This is a genomic window from Reyranella sp. GW821-FHT12G01, assembly GCF_058806575.1.
Genome location: NZ_JBXAPV010000003.1, coordinates 436,648 through 452,987, shown reverse-complemented (window position 1 = coordinate 452,987; position 16,340 = coordinate 436,648). Strand labels below are relative to the sequence as shown.

Here is a 16,340-nt window from a genome sequence, read left to right as displayed (position 1 = left end):
ATCGCCCGTTCAGAAAGCCGCACGCAAAAGGAGCGCCGCATGGTCGCAAATGTCCTGGAGATCAATCCCGAGCGTCTTTGGGACACTCTGGAACAGTCTGCCGAGATCGGACGCTTCCGCGACGTCGGCCTGCGCCGCCTTGCCCTGTCGGCCGAGGACAAGCAGATGCGCGACCTCTTCGTGGAGTGGGCGAAGACGGCGGGCTGCACCGTCGAGGTCGATCGCCTGGGCAACATCTTCGCACGGCGGGCGGGCACCGATCCGTCGCTGCCGCCGGTCGCGATCGGCAGCCATCTCGACACGCAGATCTGTGGCGGCCGCTATGACGGCATCCTGGGCGTGCTGTGCGGCCTGGAGGTCGTGCGGACGCTGAACGATCGCGGCCTGCCGACCAAGCGCGGCATCGAGGTGATCTGCTGGACCAACGAGGAAGGCGCGCGCTTCAACCCGCCGATGATGGGGTCCATGGCCTTCGCCAAGGTGATCTCGATGGAAAGCGTGCTGGCGACCACCGACGATGCTGGCATCACGGTCGAGCAGGCGCTCGACGAGATCGGCTATGCCGGCGCAGCCCCTGTGGGCCGCACCTTCGATTCCTATCTGGAGTTGCACATCGAGCAGGCGCCGGTGCTGGACCGCGAGGGCTGCGACGTCGGCATCGTGGTCGGCGGCTACAAGACCCAGGCGCTGCGGCTCACGATCAACGGCGACACCGGCCATGCCGGCGGCACGCCGATGGCGCAGCGGCGCAACGCGCTGGTCGGCGCCGGCTATGTCATCGCCGCGGTCAACGATATCGGCCTCGCTTATGCGGCCGATGAGGGCCGCACCACGACGACGCGTATCGAGAGCTTCCCCAATCTGGCCGGCACCTACGCCGAGCAGGTGAAGCTCACCATCGACTTCCGCCACATCGACGCCGACCGCTTCAAGGCGATGCGCGCCGAGGTCGATGCCGCGATCGTCGCCGCGGCCAAGAAGGCCAATGTCGAGATCGAGGTCTCGGAAGGCTGGAGCTGGGGCAGCGAGCTGTTTGCGCCGGAATGCATCGAGCTGCTGAAGACGACCGCCAAGGAACTCGGCCTGCCCTATCGCGAGATGCGCAGCCAGGCCGGCCACGATGCTTATGCGGTGGCGACCCTGGCGCCGACGGCGATGATCTTCACGCCCTGCTTCGAGGGCATCAGCCACAACGTCAACGAAGCGATCGAACTCACCCGATCGGTGCCCGGCGCCAACCTCCTGCTGAACGCCGCCGTGGCGCGGGCGAATCGGTAGATTCTCGTCGTCCCGAGCGAAGCGCCGTAGGCGCGCAGTCGAGGGACCTCTTTTCCGGCGCACGGCCTGTCGAAACGAAAAGAGGTCCCTCGACTTCGCTGCGCTCCGCTCGGGACGACGGTAACTGGTGTCAGGCCTGGGTCGGCGTGAAGCGGGCGACGAGCTGATGTGAGTCGCCGGGATAGGTGAGGCGCACGTGCGTGACGGGCAGGGCCGCGCGCCAGGTGCGGCGCTCGACGATCAGGCAGGCGGTGCCCGCCGGCACTGACAGAAAGGTGGCGACAGGCTTGGCGGCGTTGCTGGCGCTGATCTGGTGCTCGGCCGCGGTCCAGGGGACGCTGTCGAGCAGCCAGCGGCCCGGTGCCACCTTGTCGAAGCTTTGCGTGGCGGCTTCGGGCACGGCTTCGAGGTTGATCAGCCGCTCTTCCAGACAAAACACCTTGGGGCCGGCGAAGTGACGGGCGGACAAAGCGAGGAGGCGGCCAGCCGACTTGGTGTCGAGCAGTTCGCGATCGGTGGCGGTGCTGCGCCGCGCCGTGCGCGACACCAGTTCGAAGCGGTAGGGAAGGCCCAGCGCCAGCACCTCGGCCTTGATGTCGTGGATTTCGAGGACGGCGGCCTGCGACTGCGGCCGCGTCACGAAGGTGCCGGCCTTGCGGCGGCGCTCGACCAGACCGGCGCGGGCAAGCTTGGCCAGCACGTTGCTTACCGTCATTCGCGAGCAGTCATAGGCTTCGGCCAGCTCGTGCTCGGTGGCGATGCGCGCGCCGGGCGCGAGCTTGCCCGACAGGATCTTGCCCTGCAGGTCGCCGAGGATTTTCTGGTGAAGGGAAGTCGCGGTGCTGCTCATGAGGCCTGCAGCACCTTCTGCAGTGCCTGCCGGTAGCGCTTGCCGATGGCGTCGCGATGGATGTGCCGTCCGCCGTTCACCAGCTTCGCCCCGGCACGCCAGACGCAATCCACGGTCTGGCGACCGCCCGAAAAGATCCAGCCATCGAGCCAGCGGTCATGGTGCCGATGCGCGAGTGCCGTGTCGTCGGCTTTCAGGCTTACCAGATCCGCCGGCTGTCCAACGGCCAGTGTCGATGAGGCTCCGAGCGCCTGCGCACCGCCCGTAAGCGCGGCATCGAACAGGCTGCGTCCGACCGAGGGCGTCGAAGGCTTGGCCAGCGCGTTGCGTGTGCGCAGGGCGAGCCGCTGGCCATATTCGAGCAGGCGCAATTCCTCGGCGGCGTCGATCAGGACGTTGGAGTCCGAGCCGACACCGAACCGGCCGCCGCGCTCCAGGAAAGACTGCGCGGGAAAGAGACCGTCGCCGAGATTGGCTTCGGTGATGGGGCACAGGCCCACGGTGGCGCCGCGCGCAACGATGCCGTTGGTCTCGGCTTCGGTGACATGCGTCGCATGGACGAGGCACCAGCGTTCGTCGACCGGCAGGCGATCGAGCAACAGCTCCACAGGGCGCTGGCCGGACCAGCCGAGGCAATCCTCGACCTCCTTCACCTGCTCGGCGACGTGGATGTGGACGGGGCCGCCCTGGGCAAGCGGCAGGATCGCCGCGATCTCCTCAGGCGTCGCCGCGCGCAGACTGTGCGGCGCGATGCCGACCACCGCGCCGGGCAGCGACGACACGGCCGTGCGGCTGGCCTCGATCAGTCTGGCGTAGCAATCGACGTCGTTGATGAAGCGCCGCTGGCCCGGCGCGGCGGGCAGGCCGCCGAACCCGGCATGGAGATAGAAGACGGGCAGCAAGGTCAGCGCGATGCCGGTCTCGCCGGCAGCGGCGGCGATGCGCGCCGCCAACTCCGCGATGTTGGAATAGGGCGCGCCGCTGGCATCGTGATGGACGTAATGGAACTCGCCGACACGGGTGAAACCGCTTTCGAGCATTTCCAGGAACGCTTGTGCCGCGATCGCCTCGACCTCGTCGGGACCCATATGGTCGACGAAGCGGTACATGGCCTCGCGCCAGGTCCAGAAGCTGTCGGTCGTGCTGCCGCGCTGCTCGGTGAGGCCCGCCATGCCGCGCTGGAAAGCGTGGCTGTGCAGGTTGGGCAGGCCGGGCAGGCCGATCTCGTGACGTTCGTCCTCCGCCTCGGCCGGGACGTCCTTCATCAAGGTTTCAATCCGGCCGTCCACCATGACGAGGCGCACGTGGTCAGCCCAGCCGTCGGGCAGGAGCAGGGAGCGGAACCAGAGGGCGGTTCTGGACATATTATTATGTATAGTCATAATAAGGCCGCCATGCAATGTGACCGCCTCTGGAAGAACGCACGTCTCGCGACCCTGACAGGCGAGGGACTGGGCATCGTCGACGACGGGCTTTTAGCCGCGCGCGACGGCCGTATCGTCTATGCCGGTCCGGCGGCTGCCGCGCCGTCGCTCGATGCCGCCGAGACGATCGATTGCGCCGGCCGCTGGATCACGCCGGGCCTGGTCGATTGCCACACCCATATCGTCTATGGCGGCAACCGCGCACACGAGTTCGAGCTTCGGCTGGCGGGCGCCAGCTACGAGGAGATCGCACGGGCGGGCGGCGGCATCGTCTCGACCATGCGCGCGACCCGCGCGGCGGACGAAGACGAGCTGGTCGCGAGCGCGCTGCCGCGGGTCGATACGCTGATGGGCGAGGGCGTCACGACTCTGGAGGTCAAGTCGGGCTACGGGCTCGACACGGCCACCGAGATGAAATCGCTGCGTGCCGCCCGCCGCGTCGGCGAGGCACGGCCGCTCTCGGTCAAGACGACGTTTCTCGGCGCGCATGCGCTGCCGCCGGAAGCCAACGGCGACAAGGATGCGTACATCGCCGCCGTCTGCGACGAGATGCTGCCGGCCGTCGCCAAGGCGGGCCTCGCCGATGCGGTCGACGCTTTCTGCGAAGGCATCGGCTTTACGCCGCAACAGGTCGAGCGCGTGTTCGAGGCCGCGAAGGCGAAGGGCCTGCGCGTAAAACTCCATGCCGAGCAGCTCTCCAACCTCCACGGCGCCAGCCTTGCGGCACGTTACGGCGCGCTATCGGCCGACCACCTGGAATATGTCGACGAGCCGGGCGTTGCGGCGCTGGCCCAGGCCGGCACCGTCGCCGTGCTGCTTCCTGGCGCCTTCTACTTCGTGCGCGAGACGCACAAGCCGCCGGTCGAGCTGCTGCGCCGGCACGGCGCGAAGATCGCGCTCGCATCCGACAGCAATCCTGGCTCCTCGCCGCTCACTTCGCTGCTGCTGGCGATGAACATGGGCGCGACGTTGTTCCGGCTCACGGTCGACGAGTGCGTGGCCGGCGTGACGCGCGAGGCGGCGCGGGCGCTGGGCTGTCTTGACGAGGTGGGAACGCTCGAAGCCGGCAAATGGTGCGACCTCGCGATCTGGGACATCGAGCGCCCGGCCGAGCTGGTCTACCGCATGGGCTTCAATCCGCTGCACGCGCGGGTCTGGAGGGGCAAATGAAGTCGATCGTGATAACGCCGGGAACGGTTCCGCTCGCGGCCTGGCGCGACATCTATCGCGGCGCCGCAGTGAGCCTCGATCCCGCCGCCTATGACGTGATCGAGAAATCGGCGCGGGCGGTGTCTTCCATCCTCGCCAGGCACCAGCCCGTCTACGGCATCAACACCGGCTTCGGAAAGCTGGCCAGCGTCCGCATCGACGAAGCCGACCTGCAGACCCTTCAGCGCAACATCGTGCTGAGCCACGCGGCCGGCGTCGGCGCGCCGATGCCCGTGCCTGTCGTGCGTCTGATGATGGCGCTGAAACTCGGCAGCCTGTCGCAGGGCGCGTCGGGCGTGCAGCCCGCGACGGTGCGGCTGCTGGAAACGCTGCTGGCCGAAGGCCTGACGCCCGTCGTGCCCTGCCAGGGCTCGGTCGGCGCCTCGGGCGACCTGGCACCGCTCGCGCATATGAGCGCGGCAATGATCGGCGTCGGCGATTTCATCGTCGGGGGCAAGATCGTAACGGCCGCGAAGGCGCTGGCCGATGCCGGACTGAAGCCGCTGGTGCTGGGCGCCAAGGAAGGGCTCGCACTGCTGAACGGCACGCAGTTCTCCACCGCCTATGCGCTGGCCGGTCTCTTCGAAGCCGAGAACCTCCATGGTGCGGCGCTGGTGACCGGCGCGCTCTCGACCGATGCGGCGCGCGGCTCGGATGCGCCGTTCGATCCGCGCATCCATCATCTGCGCCGTCACGGCGGACAGATCGCGGCGGCCGAAGCCCTGCGCCGCCTGATGTCTGGTTCGGCGATCCGCGCCTCCCATCTCGTGGGTGACGAGCGGGTGCAGGATCCCTATTGCCTGCGCTGCCAGCCGCAGGTCATGGGCGCGGTGCTCGACATCCTGCGCCAGGCCGCGACGACGCTGGAGACGGAAGCCAACGGCGTCACCGACAATCCGCTGATCTTCACCGATCCCGACGAGGCATTGTCCGGCGGCAACTTCCACGCCGAGCCGGTGGCTTTCGCCGCCGACATTATCGCGCTGGCTCTTTGCGAGATCGGCTCGCTGGCCGAGCGGCGCATCGCCATGCTGGTCGACCCGGCTCTGTCGGGCCTGCCGGCCTTCCTGACTCCGCGGCCCGGCCTCAACTCGGGCTTCATGATCCCGCAGGTGACGGCGGCCGCGCTCGTCTCCGAGAACAAGCAGCGCGCCTATCCCGCCAGCGTCGATTCGATCCCGACCTCAGCCAACCAGGAAGACCATGTCTCGATGGCCGCGCACGGCGCGCGCCGCCTGCTCGACATGGCAACCAACCTCTCTTCCGTGATCGGTATCGAGCTTCTGGCGGCGGCGCAGGGCTGCGACTTCCATCGCCCGCTGGCCTCCAGCCCGCCGCTCGAAGCGGTGCGCACCCTGCTGCGCAGCGCAGTGCCCCATCTCGAGGACGACCGCCATTTCCATCCCGACATGGAGAAAGCCACCGCGCTCGTCGCGAATGGCACGATCGTCGCCACCGTCGGCACCGGCTTCCTGCCTGCCCTTCAGGAGACACCATGAACCGCATCGACAATGCCCGCACCGTCCGGGCGCCGCACGGCACTGAACTCTCCGCCAAGAGCTGGCTGACCGAGGCGCCGCTGCGCATGCTGATGAACAACGTCGATCCCGACGTGGCCGAGAAGCCGGGCGAGCTGGTGGTCTATGGCGGCATCGGCCGCGCGGCGCGCGACTGGGAGAGCTTCGACCGCATCGTGGCCTCGCTGCGCAAGCTCGAAGCCGACGAGACGCTGCTGGTGCAGTCGGGCAAGCCGGTCGGCGTGTTCCGCACCCATGTCGATGCACCGCGGGTGCTGATCGCCAACTCCAACCTCGTGCCGCGCTGGGCGACGTGGGAGCATTTCAACGAGCTCGATCGCAAGGGCCTCATGATGTACGGCCAGATGACGGCCGGCTCGTGGATCTACATCGGCAGCCAGGGCATCGTTCAGGGCACCTACGAGACCTTCGTCGAGATGGCGCGCCAGCATTACGGCGGCAGCCTCGCGGGCCGCTGGATCCTGACGGCGGGCCTGGGCGGCATGGGCGGCGCGCAGACTTTGGCCGCGACGATGGCCGGCGCCTCGTGCCTTGCCATCGAATGCCGGCCGAGCAGCATCGAGTTCCGCCTGCGCACCGGCTACCTCGACGTCCAGGCCAAGGATCTCGACGACGCGCTCGCGATCATCGCCAAGGCGACCGCCGAGAAGAAGGCCCTCTCGGTCGGCCTTTTAGGCAACGCCGCCGACATCCTGCCCGAGTTGCTGCGCCGCGGCGTGCGGCCGGATTGCGTCACCGACCAGACCTCGGCCCATGATCCGGTGAACGGCTACCTGCCCAAGGGCTGGACGCTCGCCGATTGGGAGGCCAGGCGCGCCACCGATCCGGCCGGCGTCGCCAAGGCCGCGAAGCAGTCGATGGCGGGCCATGTCCGCGCCATGCTGGAATTCCACAAACTCGGCGTGCCCACGGTCGATTACGGCAACAACATCCGCCAGATGGCGCTGGAAGAGGGCGTGGCCGATGCGTTCGCCTTCCCGGGCTTCGTGCCGGCCTATATCCGGCCGCTGTTCTGCCGGGGCGTCGGGCCGTTCCGCTGGGCCGCGCTCTCGGGCGATCCCGAGGACATCTATCGTACCGACGAGAAGGTGAAGGAGCTGCTGCCCGACAACAAGCATCTCCACAACTGGCTCGACATGGCGAAGAAGCGCATCAAGTTCCAGGGCCTGCCGGCGCGTATCTGCTGGGTCGGCCTCGGCGACCGCCATCGCCTCGGCCTCGCCTTCAACGAGATGGTGGCGAAGGGCGAGCTCAAGGCGCCGATCGTGATCGGCCGCGATCATCTCGACTCGGGTTCGGTCGCCAGCCCCAACCGTGAGACCGAGGGCATGCGCGACGGTTCCGACGCCGTGTCCGACTGGCCGCTGCTCAACGCACTTCTCAATTGTGCCTCGGGCGCGACCTGGGTGTCGCTGCATCACGGCGGCGGCGTCGGCATGGGCTTCTCCCAGCATGCCGGCATGGTCATCGTCTGCGACGGCACCCCGGAAGCATCGAAGCGGGTCGAGCGCGTCCTCTGGAACGACCCGGCGACCGGCGTCATGCGCCACGCCGATGCCGGCTACCAGGAAGCCATCGACTGCGCCCGCGAGAAGGGGCTCAATCTGCCGAGTTTGTAGAAAAACACCCGTCGTCCGACGGAGCTTTTGGAGATAGGAGCGCTGACATGACCTTCTCGCTCGTCGGACGATGCGCCCGGACCGGGATGCTGGGGGCGGTCGTTACCACTTCGTCGATCTCGGTCGGGTCGCGCTGCTCGCATGCGCGGGCGGGCATCGGCGCGGCGCTGACGCAGCATCGGACCGATCCAAGATTGGGGCCGCTGGCGCTCGACCTGCTGGCCCACGGCTTCTCGGCGCCGGAGGCGATGCAGGCCGTGGTCGCGGCAACACCGCACCGCCACTGGCGGCAGATGGCGCTGATCGATGCAGCCGGCCGCACCGCCGTCTATTCCGGCGCCAATGTCCGCGCCGAGCGCGGGGAAGCGCAGGGCAGGGATTGCGCGTCCATCGCCAACATCGTGCGCTCCGCCACCCTGCCGCAGGCCATGGTCAGCGCCTTCGAGGCCTCGCCCGACCAGCCGCTGGCGCGCCGCCTGCTCGATGCGCTGGCGGCGGGCGAGGCGGCCGGCGGCGAGTTCCAGCCGGTGACCTCGGCGGCGCTGCTGGTCGTCGACCGGGAGTCTTTCCCTTACGTCGACCTGCGCGCCGACGATCATGCCCAGCCGATCGCCGAACTGGCCCGTCTCTGGGCCAAGTACGAGCCCGAAGCCGAGGCCTATGTGATCCGCGCCGTCGATCCGGAAGCCGCGGTGCCGCCGCCCGGCATGAAGCTAAAGGCATGAAACTCAAAGCGACTTGATCTTGTCGTGCAACTTTATCGCGGGTCGTGACGTTTGGTTCGCATGCCCCGCGATCATCTCCCTTCAGAAGAACCTGCCGACAAGGTCGCGCGCGAGCGGCTCGAAGCCGCGATGAAGCGGGCGCTGTGGGCGCAGCAGGCGTCGCGCTCGTGGGCGGCCCTCACCGCCACCCAGGCCCTTCAGCCCAATCGCTGATTTCCGACCGCGTCGAAGCGGCAGCCCAGCCTGTACCTCGATGACGGGTGCAGGCAGCGCACCATCGTGACCGGCACCGTGCGCGTCCAGGTGCGGCGCGTCAGCAGCAGACAGGGCTCCGAGGCGTCGATCTGCAGCCGGCTCGCCTGGTCGGGCGTCGGCAGCACGGCATCCACCACATGCTCGATCTCGTCGAACGGCACGTTCTGCACGAGATATTCGCCGGGCGGCGTCTCGCTGAAATCCTGGTCTAGAAAGTCCGGCACGACCTGCGGATTGACGTAGCGCTCCTCGAATTGCACCGGCACCTCGTTCTCGAGATGAAGGCACACCGAATGAAAGACAGACTGGCCCGAGCGCAAACCGAGCCAGGCTGCGATGTCACCGGGCGCCGCGACCCTCTCGGCCGAGAGTAGCGCGCAGCGATAGTCGTGGCCGCGCTGGCGGACCTCACGGGCAATGCTGGCGATGTGCAGCAGCGTGGACTGCGGCTTGTCCTCGGCGACGAAGCTGCCGACGCCGGCCACGCGAACGATGCGGCCCTGCTGGACGAGGTCGCGCAGCGCGCGGTTCACCGTCATGCGCGACATGCCGAAGCGGCTCACCAGATCGTGCTCGGAGGGCAGCCGGTGGCCGGGTGGCCACGAGCCGTCTTGGATATGGCGCACGATATAGTCCTCGACCTGCTGGTAGAGCGCGGTCGGTTCCATGCTGCCCTCAGTGATCCGCGGCGATGGCTTCGACCCGGATCTCCTCGGTGAGGCGGGCCTTCAGCGCCATGAATTCAGGGGTCGTCTTGACCGTGTAGTGCCTCGGATGCGGCAGGTCGACGGTCAGCTCGGTCTTGATGCGGCCGGGGCGGGCGCTGAACACGACGACACGGCTGGCCATGAAGATGGCCTCGTCGATGTCATGGGTGATGAACATCACGGTCTTCTGCGCCTGTTCCCAGATGCCGAGCAGCAGCTCCTGCATCAGCACGCGCGTCTGGTTGTCGAGCGCGCCGAACGGCTCGTCGAGCAGCAGGATCTTGGGATCGTTGGCCAGAGCGCGGGCGATCGCCACCCTCTGCTGCATGCCGCCGGAGAGCTGCTTGGGAAAATGATCCTCGAAGCCGCGCAGGCCGACCTGGGCAATGAAGCGGTCGCTGATCTCGCGCTGCTCCGACAGCTTCATGCCCTTCTCGCGCAGGCCGAAGCAGATGTTCTGGCGCACGTTCAGCCAGGGGAAGAGCGTGTAGCTCTGGAACACCACGCCGCGATCGGCGCCGGCGCCCTCGATCTTCGTGCCGTCCAGCTTGATCTCGCCGGTGGTCGGCGTTTCGAGGCCGGCGACCAGCCGCAGCAGGGTGGACTTGCCGCAACCCGAGGGGCCGAGCACCGTGATGAAATCGTTGTCGCCGACTTCGAGATCGACAGGCAGCAGCGCCTGGGTCGGCGGCACGTTGCCGCGGTGGCCGGGGAAGACCTTGGAGACGCCGCGGATCGAGAGCCGGCTCATCGCAGCAGGCTCCACGAGAAGAGGTGCTGGTTCACCTTCTTGAACAGGACGTCCGAGAGCAGGCCGACCAGGCCGATCACCACGATGCCCGCGATGATGTGGTCGGTCGCCATCAGCGCCTGGCTGTCGGTGATCATGTGGCCGATGCCCGACGAGGCGCCGATCAGCTCGGCGACGATGATGTAGGTCCAGCCCAGGCCCAGCACCTGGCGCAGCGCCTCGGCGATGTCAGGCGCGGCGCCCGGCAGCACGACGCGGCGGATGACGCCGCTGTCCTTGCAGCCCAGCGTATAGGCGGCCTCGACCAGGTCGCGGCGCGTGCCGCTCACGATCATCGTGATCATGAGGGTGAGCTGGAAGAAACAGCCGATGAAGATGACGGTGAGCTTCTGCGCCTCGCCGATGCCGACCCACAGGATCAGCAGCGGAATGAAGGCCGAGGCCGGCAGGTAGCGGGCGAAGGAGACGAAGGGCTCGAAGAAGGCCTCGATCGGCTTGTAGACACCCATCGCGATGCCGAGCGGCACGGCGATGACGGCCGCGAGCAGGAAGCCGCCGACGACGCGCCAGATCGTCATGCCGACGTCGTTGGTGAAGCCTTGCGTCGCAAAGAGGTCGTATCCCGAGGCGACTGTCTGCCACGGCGAGGCGAGGAAGTGCTTCGGCACGGCGCCGGTCCAGGTGATCAGCCACCACAGCGCGACAAAGGCGATGAAGAACGCCACGCCCAGGACGATGCGATTCTCCCGTTTGACGGGAACCAGCAGTTTCATGCGTCTCTTCTCAAGCCGCCTCCCCATTCATATGGGGAGGTGTCGGTGTCCTACGCCGACGGAGGGGTCATGACCCCTCCGCCTCGTAAGACGAGGCACCTCCCCCGCTGACGGGGGAGGAGAACTGACTCGTTACTTGATGTACGTCGTGTCGAACAACGTATCCATGTTGTCCGGCTTGGCCTTGATCACGCCGATCTCGAGCAGCAGCTCCGCGGCTTCCTTGTTGAAGGCCTGGATCTCGCCGTTGAAGAACTTCTTGTTGGCTTCGCGGTCGGCCCACTTGATCTTGGACTGCGACTTCTCGAACTGCTCGGCGGTCTGCTTCACGTCGGCGCCCATGATGGTGAAGGCCTTCTGCTTGTCCTTCTCGATCATGTCGAGGGCCTGGAAGTAGCTCTCGGTGAGCGCCTTCGCGGCCTTCGGGTTCTCCTTGATGAACTTCGGCGTGCAGCCGAACGAGTCGAACACCATCGGGTACTGCAGCGAATCGGCGATCAGCTTGCCGGTCTCGGGCTTGTCGCGGACGAGGCTGAGATAGGGCTCGTAGGTGACGGCGGCGTCGAGGTCGGTGCCGGTGACGAAGGCGTTGGCGGCGGGCGCGGGCTCGAGCGTGACGAGCTTCACGTCCTTCAGCGACATGCCGTTCTTCTTCAGGATCCAGGCCAGGGTGAAGTGCGGGTTGGTGCCCGGCGCGGAGGCCGCGATGGTCTTGCCCTTGAGGTCGGCGACCTTGGAGATGCTGTTGCGGGCGACGATGCCGTCCGAGCCCATGCCCTGATCCATCTTGAAGAGCTGGGTCGTGGCGATGCCGTTGGTGTTCCAGACGATCCAGGTCTCGACCGTGGTCGCGGCGCACTGCAGGTCGCCCGAGGCGATCGCGAGGTGGCGGTCCTTCTGCGGGATCTTCTTGATCGTCACGTCGAGGCCGTTGGCCTTGTAGATGCCGGCTTCCTTGGCCAGCGTGATCGGCGCGAAGCCCGTCCAGCCGGAGATGCCGATGGCGACCTTGGTGTCCTGCGCGGCGGCGCCGCCGGCGAAGGCCGTTGCCGCCAGCACGGCGGCCACTGCTGTGAACTTGGACATGACGAAGCTCCCTTTGACCTGAGTGTTACGAACGATAGACGACGGGAAAGAGCGGGGTATCGAGCGGCTCGCCGTCCTGCAGCCCGAGATCGGGGAAGGGCGGTGAGGTCCGGCCGGCGCGCCTGGCGAAGACGGCATCGTCGCCGACCCAGCGCGCCGAGAAGACGCGGCGCGAGCGCGGCGACTGGTTGCCCGGCGCGCCGTGCACGGTGCGGAAATTGAAGGCGATGGCGTCGCCCGGCTGCATGTCCCAGCCCGCAATGTCGAGCGTCGGACGCAGTGCCTCGATGTCGGGCATCACCTCGAAATCGTCGTTGGCATAGAGCCGCGTGCCGTCGAAGCGCATCGGCCGGAACCCCTTGCCCCAGGTGTGCGAGCCCTTGATGCACTCCATCACCACGTCGCGCGGCACCGGATCGAGCGGGATCCAGAAGCTCACGCTCTGCCGGCCTTCGACGCAGTAATAGGGCTGGTCCTGGTGCCACGGCGTGACCGTGCTGCCGCCCGGCTGTTTCACGAGCACATGATCATGGAAGAAGCGCGCGGTGCGCGAGCCCATCAGGCCGGCCGCGATCTCGGCGGCGGGCGACTTGTAGACGAAGGCCTCGAACTCGGGGATGCGCTGCCAGTTGCACAGGTCCTGGAAGAACGGCGCCGAGCCGTCGGCGGGCCGCACCGTCCGTTCGAGCGGACTGGGATTGGCCATCAACGCGTCGATGCCGGCGCGCAGCGGCTCGACCCAGTCGTTGAACACGCCGCGCAGCACGATCGCGCCGTCCTGGCGATAGCGCTCCGCGTCGTCCGATTGCTGCAAATTCTGTTCGGTCCCCATGCCTAGCCTGTAGCCTGTCTATACAGGTCGAGTCAGCAGATTCTGTGCCAGTGCGACTGAATCGGGAGGATTCGGACCCAGCGTGGCTGGCATGGCGCTTGCTGCCTGCTCCCCATTCAAAGGCAGGTGCAGCATGGAAATCGGAGTCTTCATTCCGATCGGCAACAATGGCTGGCTGATCTCGTCGACCTCGCCGCAATACACGCCGAGCTTCGATCTCAACCGCGAGGTCGTGCAACGCGCCGAGCGCTACGGCTTCGACTTCGCCATGTCGATGATCAAGCTGCGTGGCTTCGGCGGGAAATCGCGCCACTGGGACGACAATCTCGAATCCTTCACCCTGATGGCGGGCCTCGCCGCGGTGACGACGCGCATCGACCTGATCGCGACGGTCGCCGTGCTGACCCTGCCGCCGGCGATCACTGCGCGCATGGCGGTGACGATCGACAGCATCTCAAAGGGTCGCTTCGGCGTGAACCTGGTCACCGGCTGGCAGAAGGCCGAGTACGACCAGATGGGCCTGTGGCCGGGCGAGGAGCATTTCAAGCATCGCTACGAGATGGTCACCGAGTACGTCACGGTGATGAAGGAACTCTGGGAGAAGGGGCAGTCCGATTTCAAGGGCAACTACTTCACCATGAACGACTGCCGGCTCTCGCCGCAGCCCAGCCGGCGGATCAAGCTGATCTCGGCGGGCACCAGCGACGCCGGCATGAAGTTCGCGGCGAACCACTGCACCTACAATTTCTGCAGCGGCCAGGGCGAGGCCAACGATCCGCGCGATTGCGCCGAGGCGGTCGGCCGCCTCAAGGCCGCCTGCGCCATCGCCGGTCGCGACGTGAAGGCGCTGGCGCTCACCATGATCATCGCCGACGAGACCGACGAGGCGGCGATGGCCAAGTGGGAGCACTACAAGGCGGGCGTCGACCTCGACGCCATCGACTGGCGCTCCGACCAGGCGGCGTCCGACAAGTTCGCCGCCGCCAATTCGACCGCCGGCCGCATCCGCCGCCGCGAGCCGCTGCCCAACAACGGCTCGCGCCTGATCGGCTCCTACGCCACCGTTGCGCGCCTGCTCGACGAGATGGCCGAGATCGACGGACTGGCCGGCGTGATGCTGACCTTCGACGACTTCATCATCGGCATCGAGCAATTCGGCCAGCGCATCCAGCCGTTGATGCGCAGCCGCGCCAGGTTCGCCGCGGCGGCGTCGTGAGAGCGACCGAAGTCAGTGGTCAGGATGAAAGTGTGAGGCGCGCAAGGAGATATCCGTCGTCTCGACCGGAGCGCGCAGCGCGGAGTGGAGAGACCTTCCCTCAATGATTTGCCGGCTTTTAGCGGAGAGAAGGTCTCTCCACTCCGCACCTTCGGTGCTCCGGTCGAGACGACGGAGCTTTTACCAAGCCGCTATTTCTTTCGGTTGTCTCTAAACAACGCAGCCGTAATGCGCTGACGAGACCAGCTTCGTGTACTTGTCGTGCACGGAGCCCGGACGCGGGCGGTCGGCCGCGGCGGGTGGACGCCAGTCGGCCATGCGCTTTGCCAGCTCCTCGTCCGAAATCTCGAGGTTGAGCGTGCGCTTGCCGGGATCGATGACGATGATGTCGCCGTCGCGCACCGCCGCGATCGGGCCGCCGCGCGCGGCTTCCGGCGAGATGTGGCCGATCAGGATGCCGTGGCTGACGCCAGAGAAGCGGCCGTCGGTGATCAGCGCCACGTCCTCGCCCAGCCCGCGTCCCTGAAGCTGGATGGTGAGCATCACCATCTCGGGCATGCCGGGCCCGCCCACGGGACCGACATTGCGCACCACGACGACGTTGCCGGGCACGACTTCGCCGGCGCGGATCGCCTTCATCGTGTCGGCCTCGGATTCGAAGACGCGCGCGATGCCGCGGAACTCGCCCTTTTCCAGAGTCTTGCCGCTCAGCTTCAGCAGGCAGCTTTCCGGTGCGAGGTTGCCCTTCAGCACGCTGATATGGTTGTTCGCCGGCGCTGCGGGCTTGGACACGGGAAGGACGATGTCCTGTTTCCCGAGTTCCTCGAGGGTTGGCACCGAGGCGAGGTTCTCCGCCAACGTCTTGCCGGTCACGGTCATGACGTCGCCATGGAGGAAGCCGTTGCGCAGCAGCTCCTTCATCACGATCGGCACGCCGCCGATCTCGTGCAGGCTCACCATCGCATAGGGGCCGTGCGGCTGCAGATTGCAGATCAGCGGCATGCGCTCGCCAACCTGCTGGATGCGCTCGATGGTGATCGGCACCTGCGCCTCGCGCGCGATGGCGAGCAGATGGAGATACATGTTGGTCGAGCCGCCCATCGCATAGACCGTGGCGATGGCGTTCTCGAAGGCCTTCTCCGTCATGATGTCGCGCGGTCGGATGTTGGCCGCCATCAGGGCATAGAGCGCATCGACCGAAGCCTTGGCCTGGGCGCGCACGTCGGCATGGATGTCGCTGCCGGCCTTGTAGTCGGCGGGATGGGAGGCGCCGCGCGGCAGCATCATGCCCATCGCTTCGGCAATGGTGCTCATCGTGTTGGCGGTGAACATCGCGCCGCAGGTGCCGCTGCCCGGCATCACGTTGCTTTCCAGTTCGAGCAGCTCCTCGCCCGAGATGCGGCCGGCCTCGTTGGCGGCGCGACCCTCGACGTAATCCATGATGGTGAGGTTGTTGCCCTTCGACGCCCAGGCGCCGAACGAGACGCGGCCGGGCGAGCTGGTGCCGGGATAGAGGACCAGGCCGAAGGCGTTGGTGCGGGCGAGCGGCATCAGGGCGGCGGCGCCGGTCTTGTCGCAGCCCGAGATCACGATCATCGCATCGCCGTGATGGGCGTAGTGGCCGATCTCGAAGCAGTCGGCCACGACGTCGCGCGACACGAGACTGTAACCGGCCGTGGGCGTGCCCTGCGTCAGCGCGTCCGACACAGCCGGCGCACCGACGATCAGCCCGTTGCCGCCGCGCTCGGCCAGCAGCTCGACCAGCAGGTCGCTGATGGTGCGGACGCGATTGTTGCAGCGATGGGCGTTGGTGTAGGCGCTGGCGATGGTGACCACGGCGCTGGTCTGCGCCGTCTTGTCGGGTTCGAAACCGGCGGCGCGAAGTTCCACGCGGGATTTTTTCCAGTAAGTGCTGCTGTCTTTTTTCATGTTGTTTCCGCGAAGTAGGAGAGCCGGTCCCGATAGAGGGAGAAGTACCCAACCGTTCAGTAAGGTCAAATTACCGCGTTCGGCCACCGAAATACCCTCGTCCCTTCGCAGTGCAACCTCTTCGCAGGTGCGGGGTTTCTTTCTCATG

At 67.0% G+C, this 16,340-nt stretch carries 15 protein-coding genes; 7 read left to right on the top strand and 8 right to left on the bottom strand.

Features of this window, described 5'->3' with window-relative positions:
* The first annotated feature begins 39 nt into the window (after positions 1 to 39).
* Positions 40 to 1,278 carry a Zn-dependent hydrolase gene (locus AC1RP5_RS27165; RefSeq protein ID WP_493115925.1) on the top strand — a complete coding sequence of 413 codons (1,239 nt, stop codon included), beginning with the start codon at positions 40 to 42 and terminating at the stop codon, positions 1,276 to 1,278.
* A gap of 130 nt (positions 1,279 to 1,408) precedes the next feature.
* Here the strand turns inward: AC1RP5_RS27165 and hutC (AC1RP5_RS27160) are convergent, their stop codons facing one another.
* Both hutC (AC1RP5_RS27160) and AC1RP5_RS27155 read right to left on the bottom strand, forming a co-directional pair.
* Entirely contained in the window at positions 1,409 to 2,128 is a 720-nt protein-coding gene (gene hutC, locus AC1RP5_RS27160) for a histidine utilization transcriptional repressor HutC (RefSeq protein WP_493115924.1), read from the bottom strand.
* Entirely contained in the window at positions 2,125 to 3,492 is a 1,368-nt protein-coding gene (locus AC1RP5_RS27155; RefSeq protein ID WP_493115923.1) for a formimidoylglutamate deiminase, read from the bottom strand. Before AC1RP5_RS27155 ends, hutC (AC1RP5_RS27160) begins: the two co-directional genes overlap by 4 nt.
* Positions 3,493 to 3,522: 30 nt before the next feature.
* On the opposite strand from AC1RP5_RS27155, the gene hutI reads away from it, so the two are divergent.
* The 5 genes from hutI to AC1RP5_RS27130 are packed head-to-tail and all read left to right on the top strand — an operon-like array spanning position 3,523 to position 8,856.
* Positions 3,523 to 4,722 (top strand): imidazolonepropionase, encoded by a 1,200-nt coding sequence (hutI, locus tag AC1RP5_RS27150; protein ID WP_493115922.1) that lies wholly within the window; start codon positions 3,523 to 3,525, stop codon positions 4,720 to 4,722.
* Complete coding sequence (gene hutH / locus AC1RP5_RS27145) at positions 4,719 to 6,260, top strand: histidine ammonia-lyase (protein ID WP_493115921.1); 1,542 nt, start codon at positions 4,719 to 4,721, stop codon at positions 6,258 to 6,260. Before hutI ends, hutH begins: the two co-directional genes overlap by 4 nt.
* The gene (hutU, locus tag AC1RP5_RS27140; RefSeq protein ID WP_493115920.1) at positions 6,257 to 7,918 is read left to right on the top strand and encodes a urocanate hydratase; all 1,662 of its coding nucleotides are present in this window, start codon (positions 6,257 to 6,259) and stop codon (positions 7,916 to 7,918) included. Before hutH ends, hutU begins: the two co-directional genes overlap by 4 nt.
* A 47-nt stretch (positions 7,919 to 7,965) precedes the next feature.
* Positions 7,966 to 8,643 carry a DUF1028 domain-containing protein gene (locus AC1RP5_RS27135; protein WP_493115919.1) on the top strand — a complete coding sequence of 226 codons (678 nt, stop codon included), beginning with the start codon at positions 7,966 to 7,968 and terminating at the stop codon, positions 8,641 to 8,643.
* Between the two features lie 60 nt (positions 8,644 to 8,703).
* On the top strand, positions 8,704 to 8,856 hold the full coding sequence (locus AC1RP5_RS27130; RefSeq protein WP_493115918.1) for a hypothetical protein: 153 nt from the start codon (positions 8,704 to 8,706) through the stop codon (positions 8,854 to 8,856).
* Here AC1RP5_RS27130 and hutC (AC1RP5_RS27125) read toward each other — a convergent pair.
* The 5 genes from hutC (AC1RP5_RS27125) to AC1RP5_RS27105 form a co-directional block, all read right to left on the bottom strand.
* A complete protein-coding gene (gene hutC / locus AC1RP5_RS27125; protein ID WP_493115917.1) occupies positions 8,841 to 9,566 on the bottom strand; it encodes a histidine utilization transcriptional repressor HutC in 726 nt (241 codons plus the stop codon). The two genes, AC1RP5_RS27130 and hutC (AC1RP5_RS27125), sit on opposite strands and share 16 nt — an antisense overlap.
* 7 nt (positions 9,567 to 9,573) lie before the next feature.
* Complete coding sequence (locus AC1RP5_RS27120; protein WP_493115916.1) at positions 9,574 to 10,356, bottom strand: ABC transporter ATP-binding protein; 783 nt, start codon at positions 10,354 to 10,356, stop codon at positions 9,574 to 9,576.
* The gene (locus tag AC1RP5_RS27115; protein ID WP_493115915.1) at positions 10,353 to 11,129 is read right to left on the bottom strand and encodes an ABC transporter permease; all 777 of its coding nucleotides are present in this window, start codon (positions 11,127 to 11,129) and stop codon (positions 10,353 to 10,355) included. Before AC1RP5_RS27115 ends, AC1RP5_RS27120 begins: the two co-directional genes overlap by 4 nt.
* Positions 11,130 to 11,261: 132 nt before the next feature.
* Entirely contained in the window at positions 11,262 to 12,215 is a 954-nt protein-coding gene (locus AC1RP5_RS27110) for an ABC transporter substrate-binding protein (RefSeq protein WP_493115914.1), read from the bottom strand.
* Between the two features lie 25 nt (positions 12,216 to 12,240).
* Positions 12,241 to 13,047 (bottom strand): phytanoyl-CoA dioxygenase family protein, encoded by an 807-nt coding sequence (locus AC1RP5_RS27105; protein ID WP_493115913.1) that lies wholly within the window; start codon positions 13,045 to 13,047, stop codon positions 12,241 to 12,243.
* A gap of 133 nt (positions 13,048 to 13,180) precedes the next feature.
* On the opposite strand from AC1RP5_RS27105, the gene rutA reads away from it, so the two are divergent.
* A complete protein-coding gene (rutA, locus tag AC1RP5_RS27100; RefSeq protein ID WP_493115912.1) occupies positions 13,181 to 14,263 on the top strand; it encodes a pyrimidine utilization protein A in 1,083 nt (360 codons plus the stop codon).
* 210 nt (positions 14,264 to 14,473) lie between these two features.
* Here rutA and AC1RP5_RS27095 read toward each other — a convergent pair whose 3' ends face one another.
* On the bottom strand, positions 14,474 to 16,153 hold the full coding sequence (locus tag AC1RP5_RS27095) for a dihydroxy-acid dehydratase domain-containing protein (protein WP_493115911.1): 1,680 nt from the start codon (positions 16,151 to 16,153) through the stop codon (positions 14,474 to 14,476).
* Between the last annotated feature and the right edge of the window lie 187 nt (positions 16,154 to 16,340).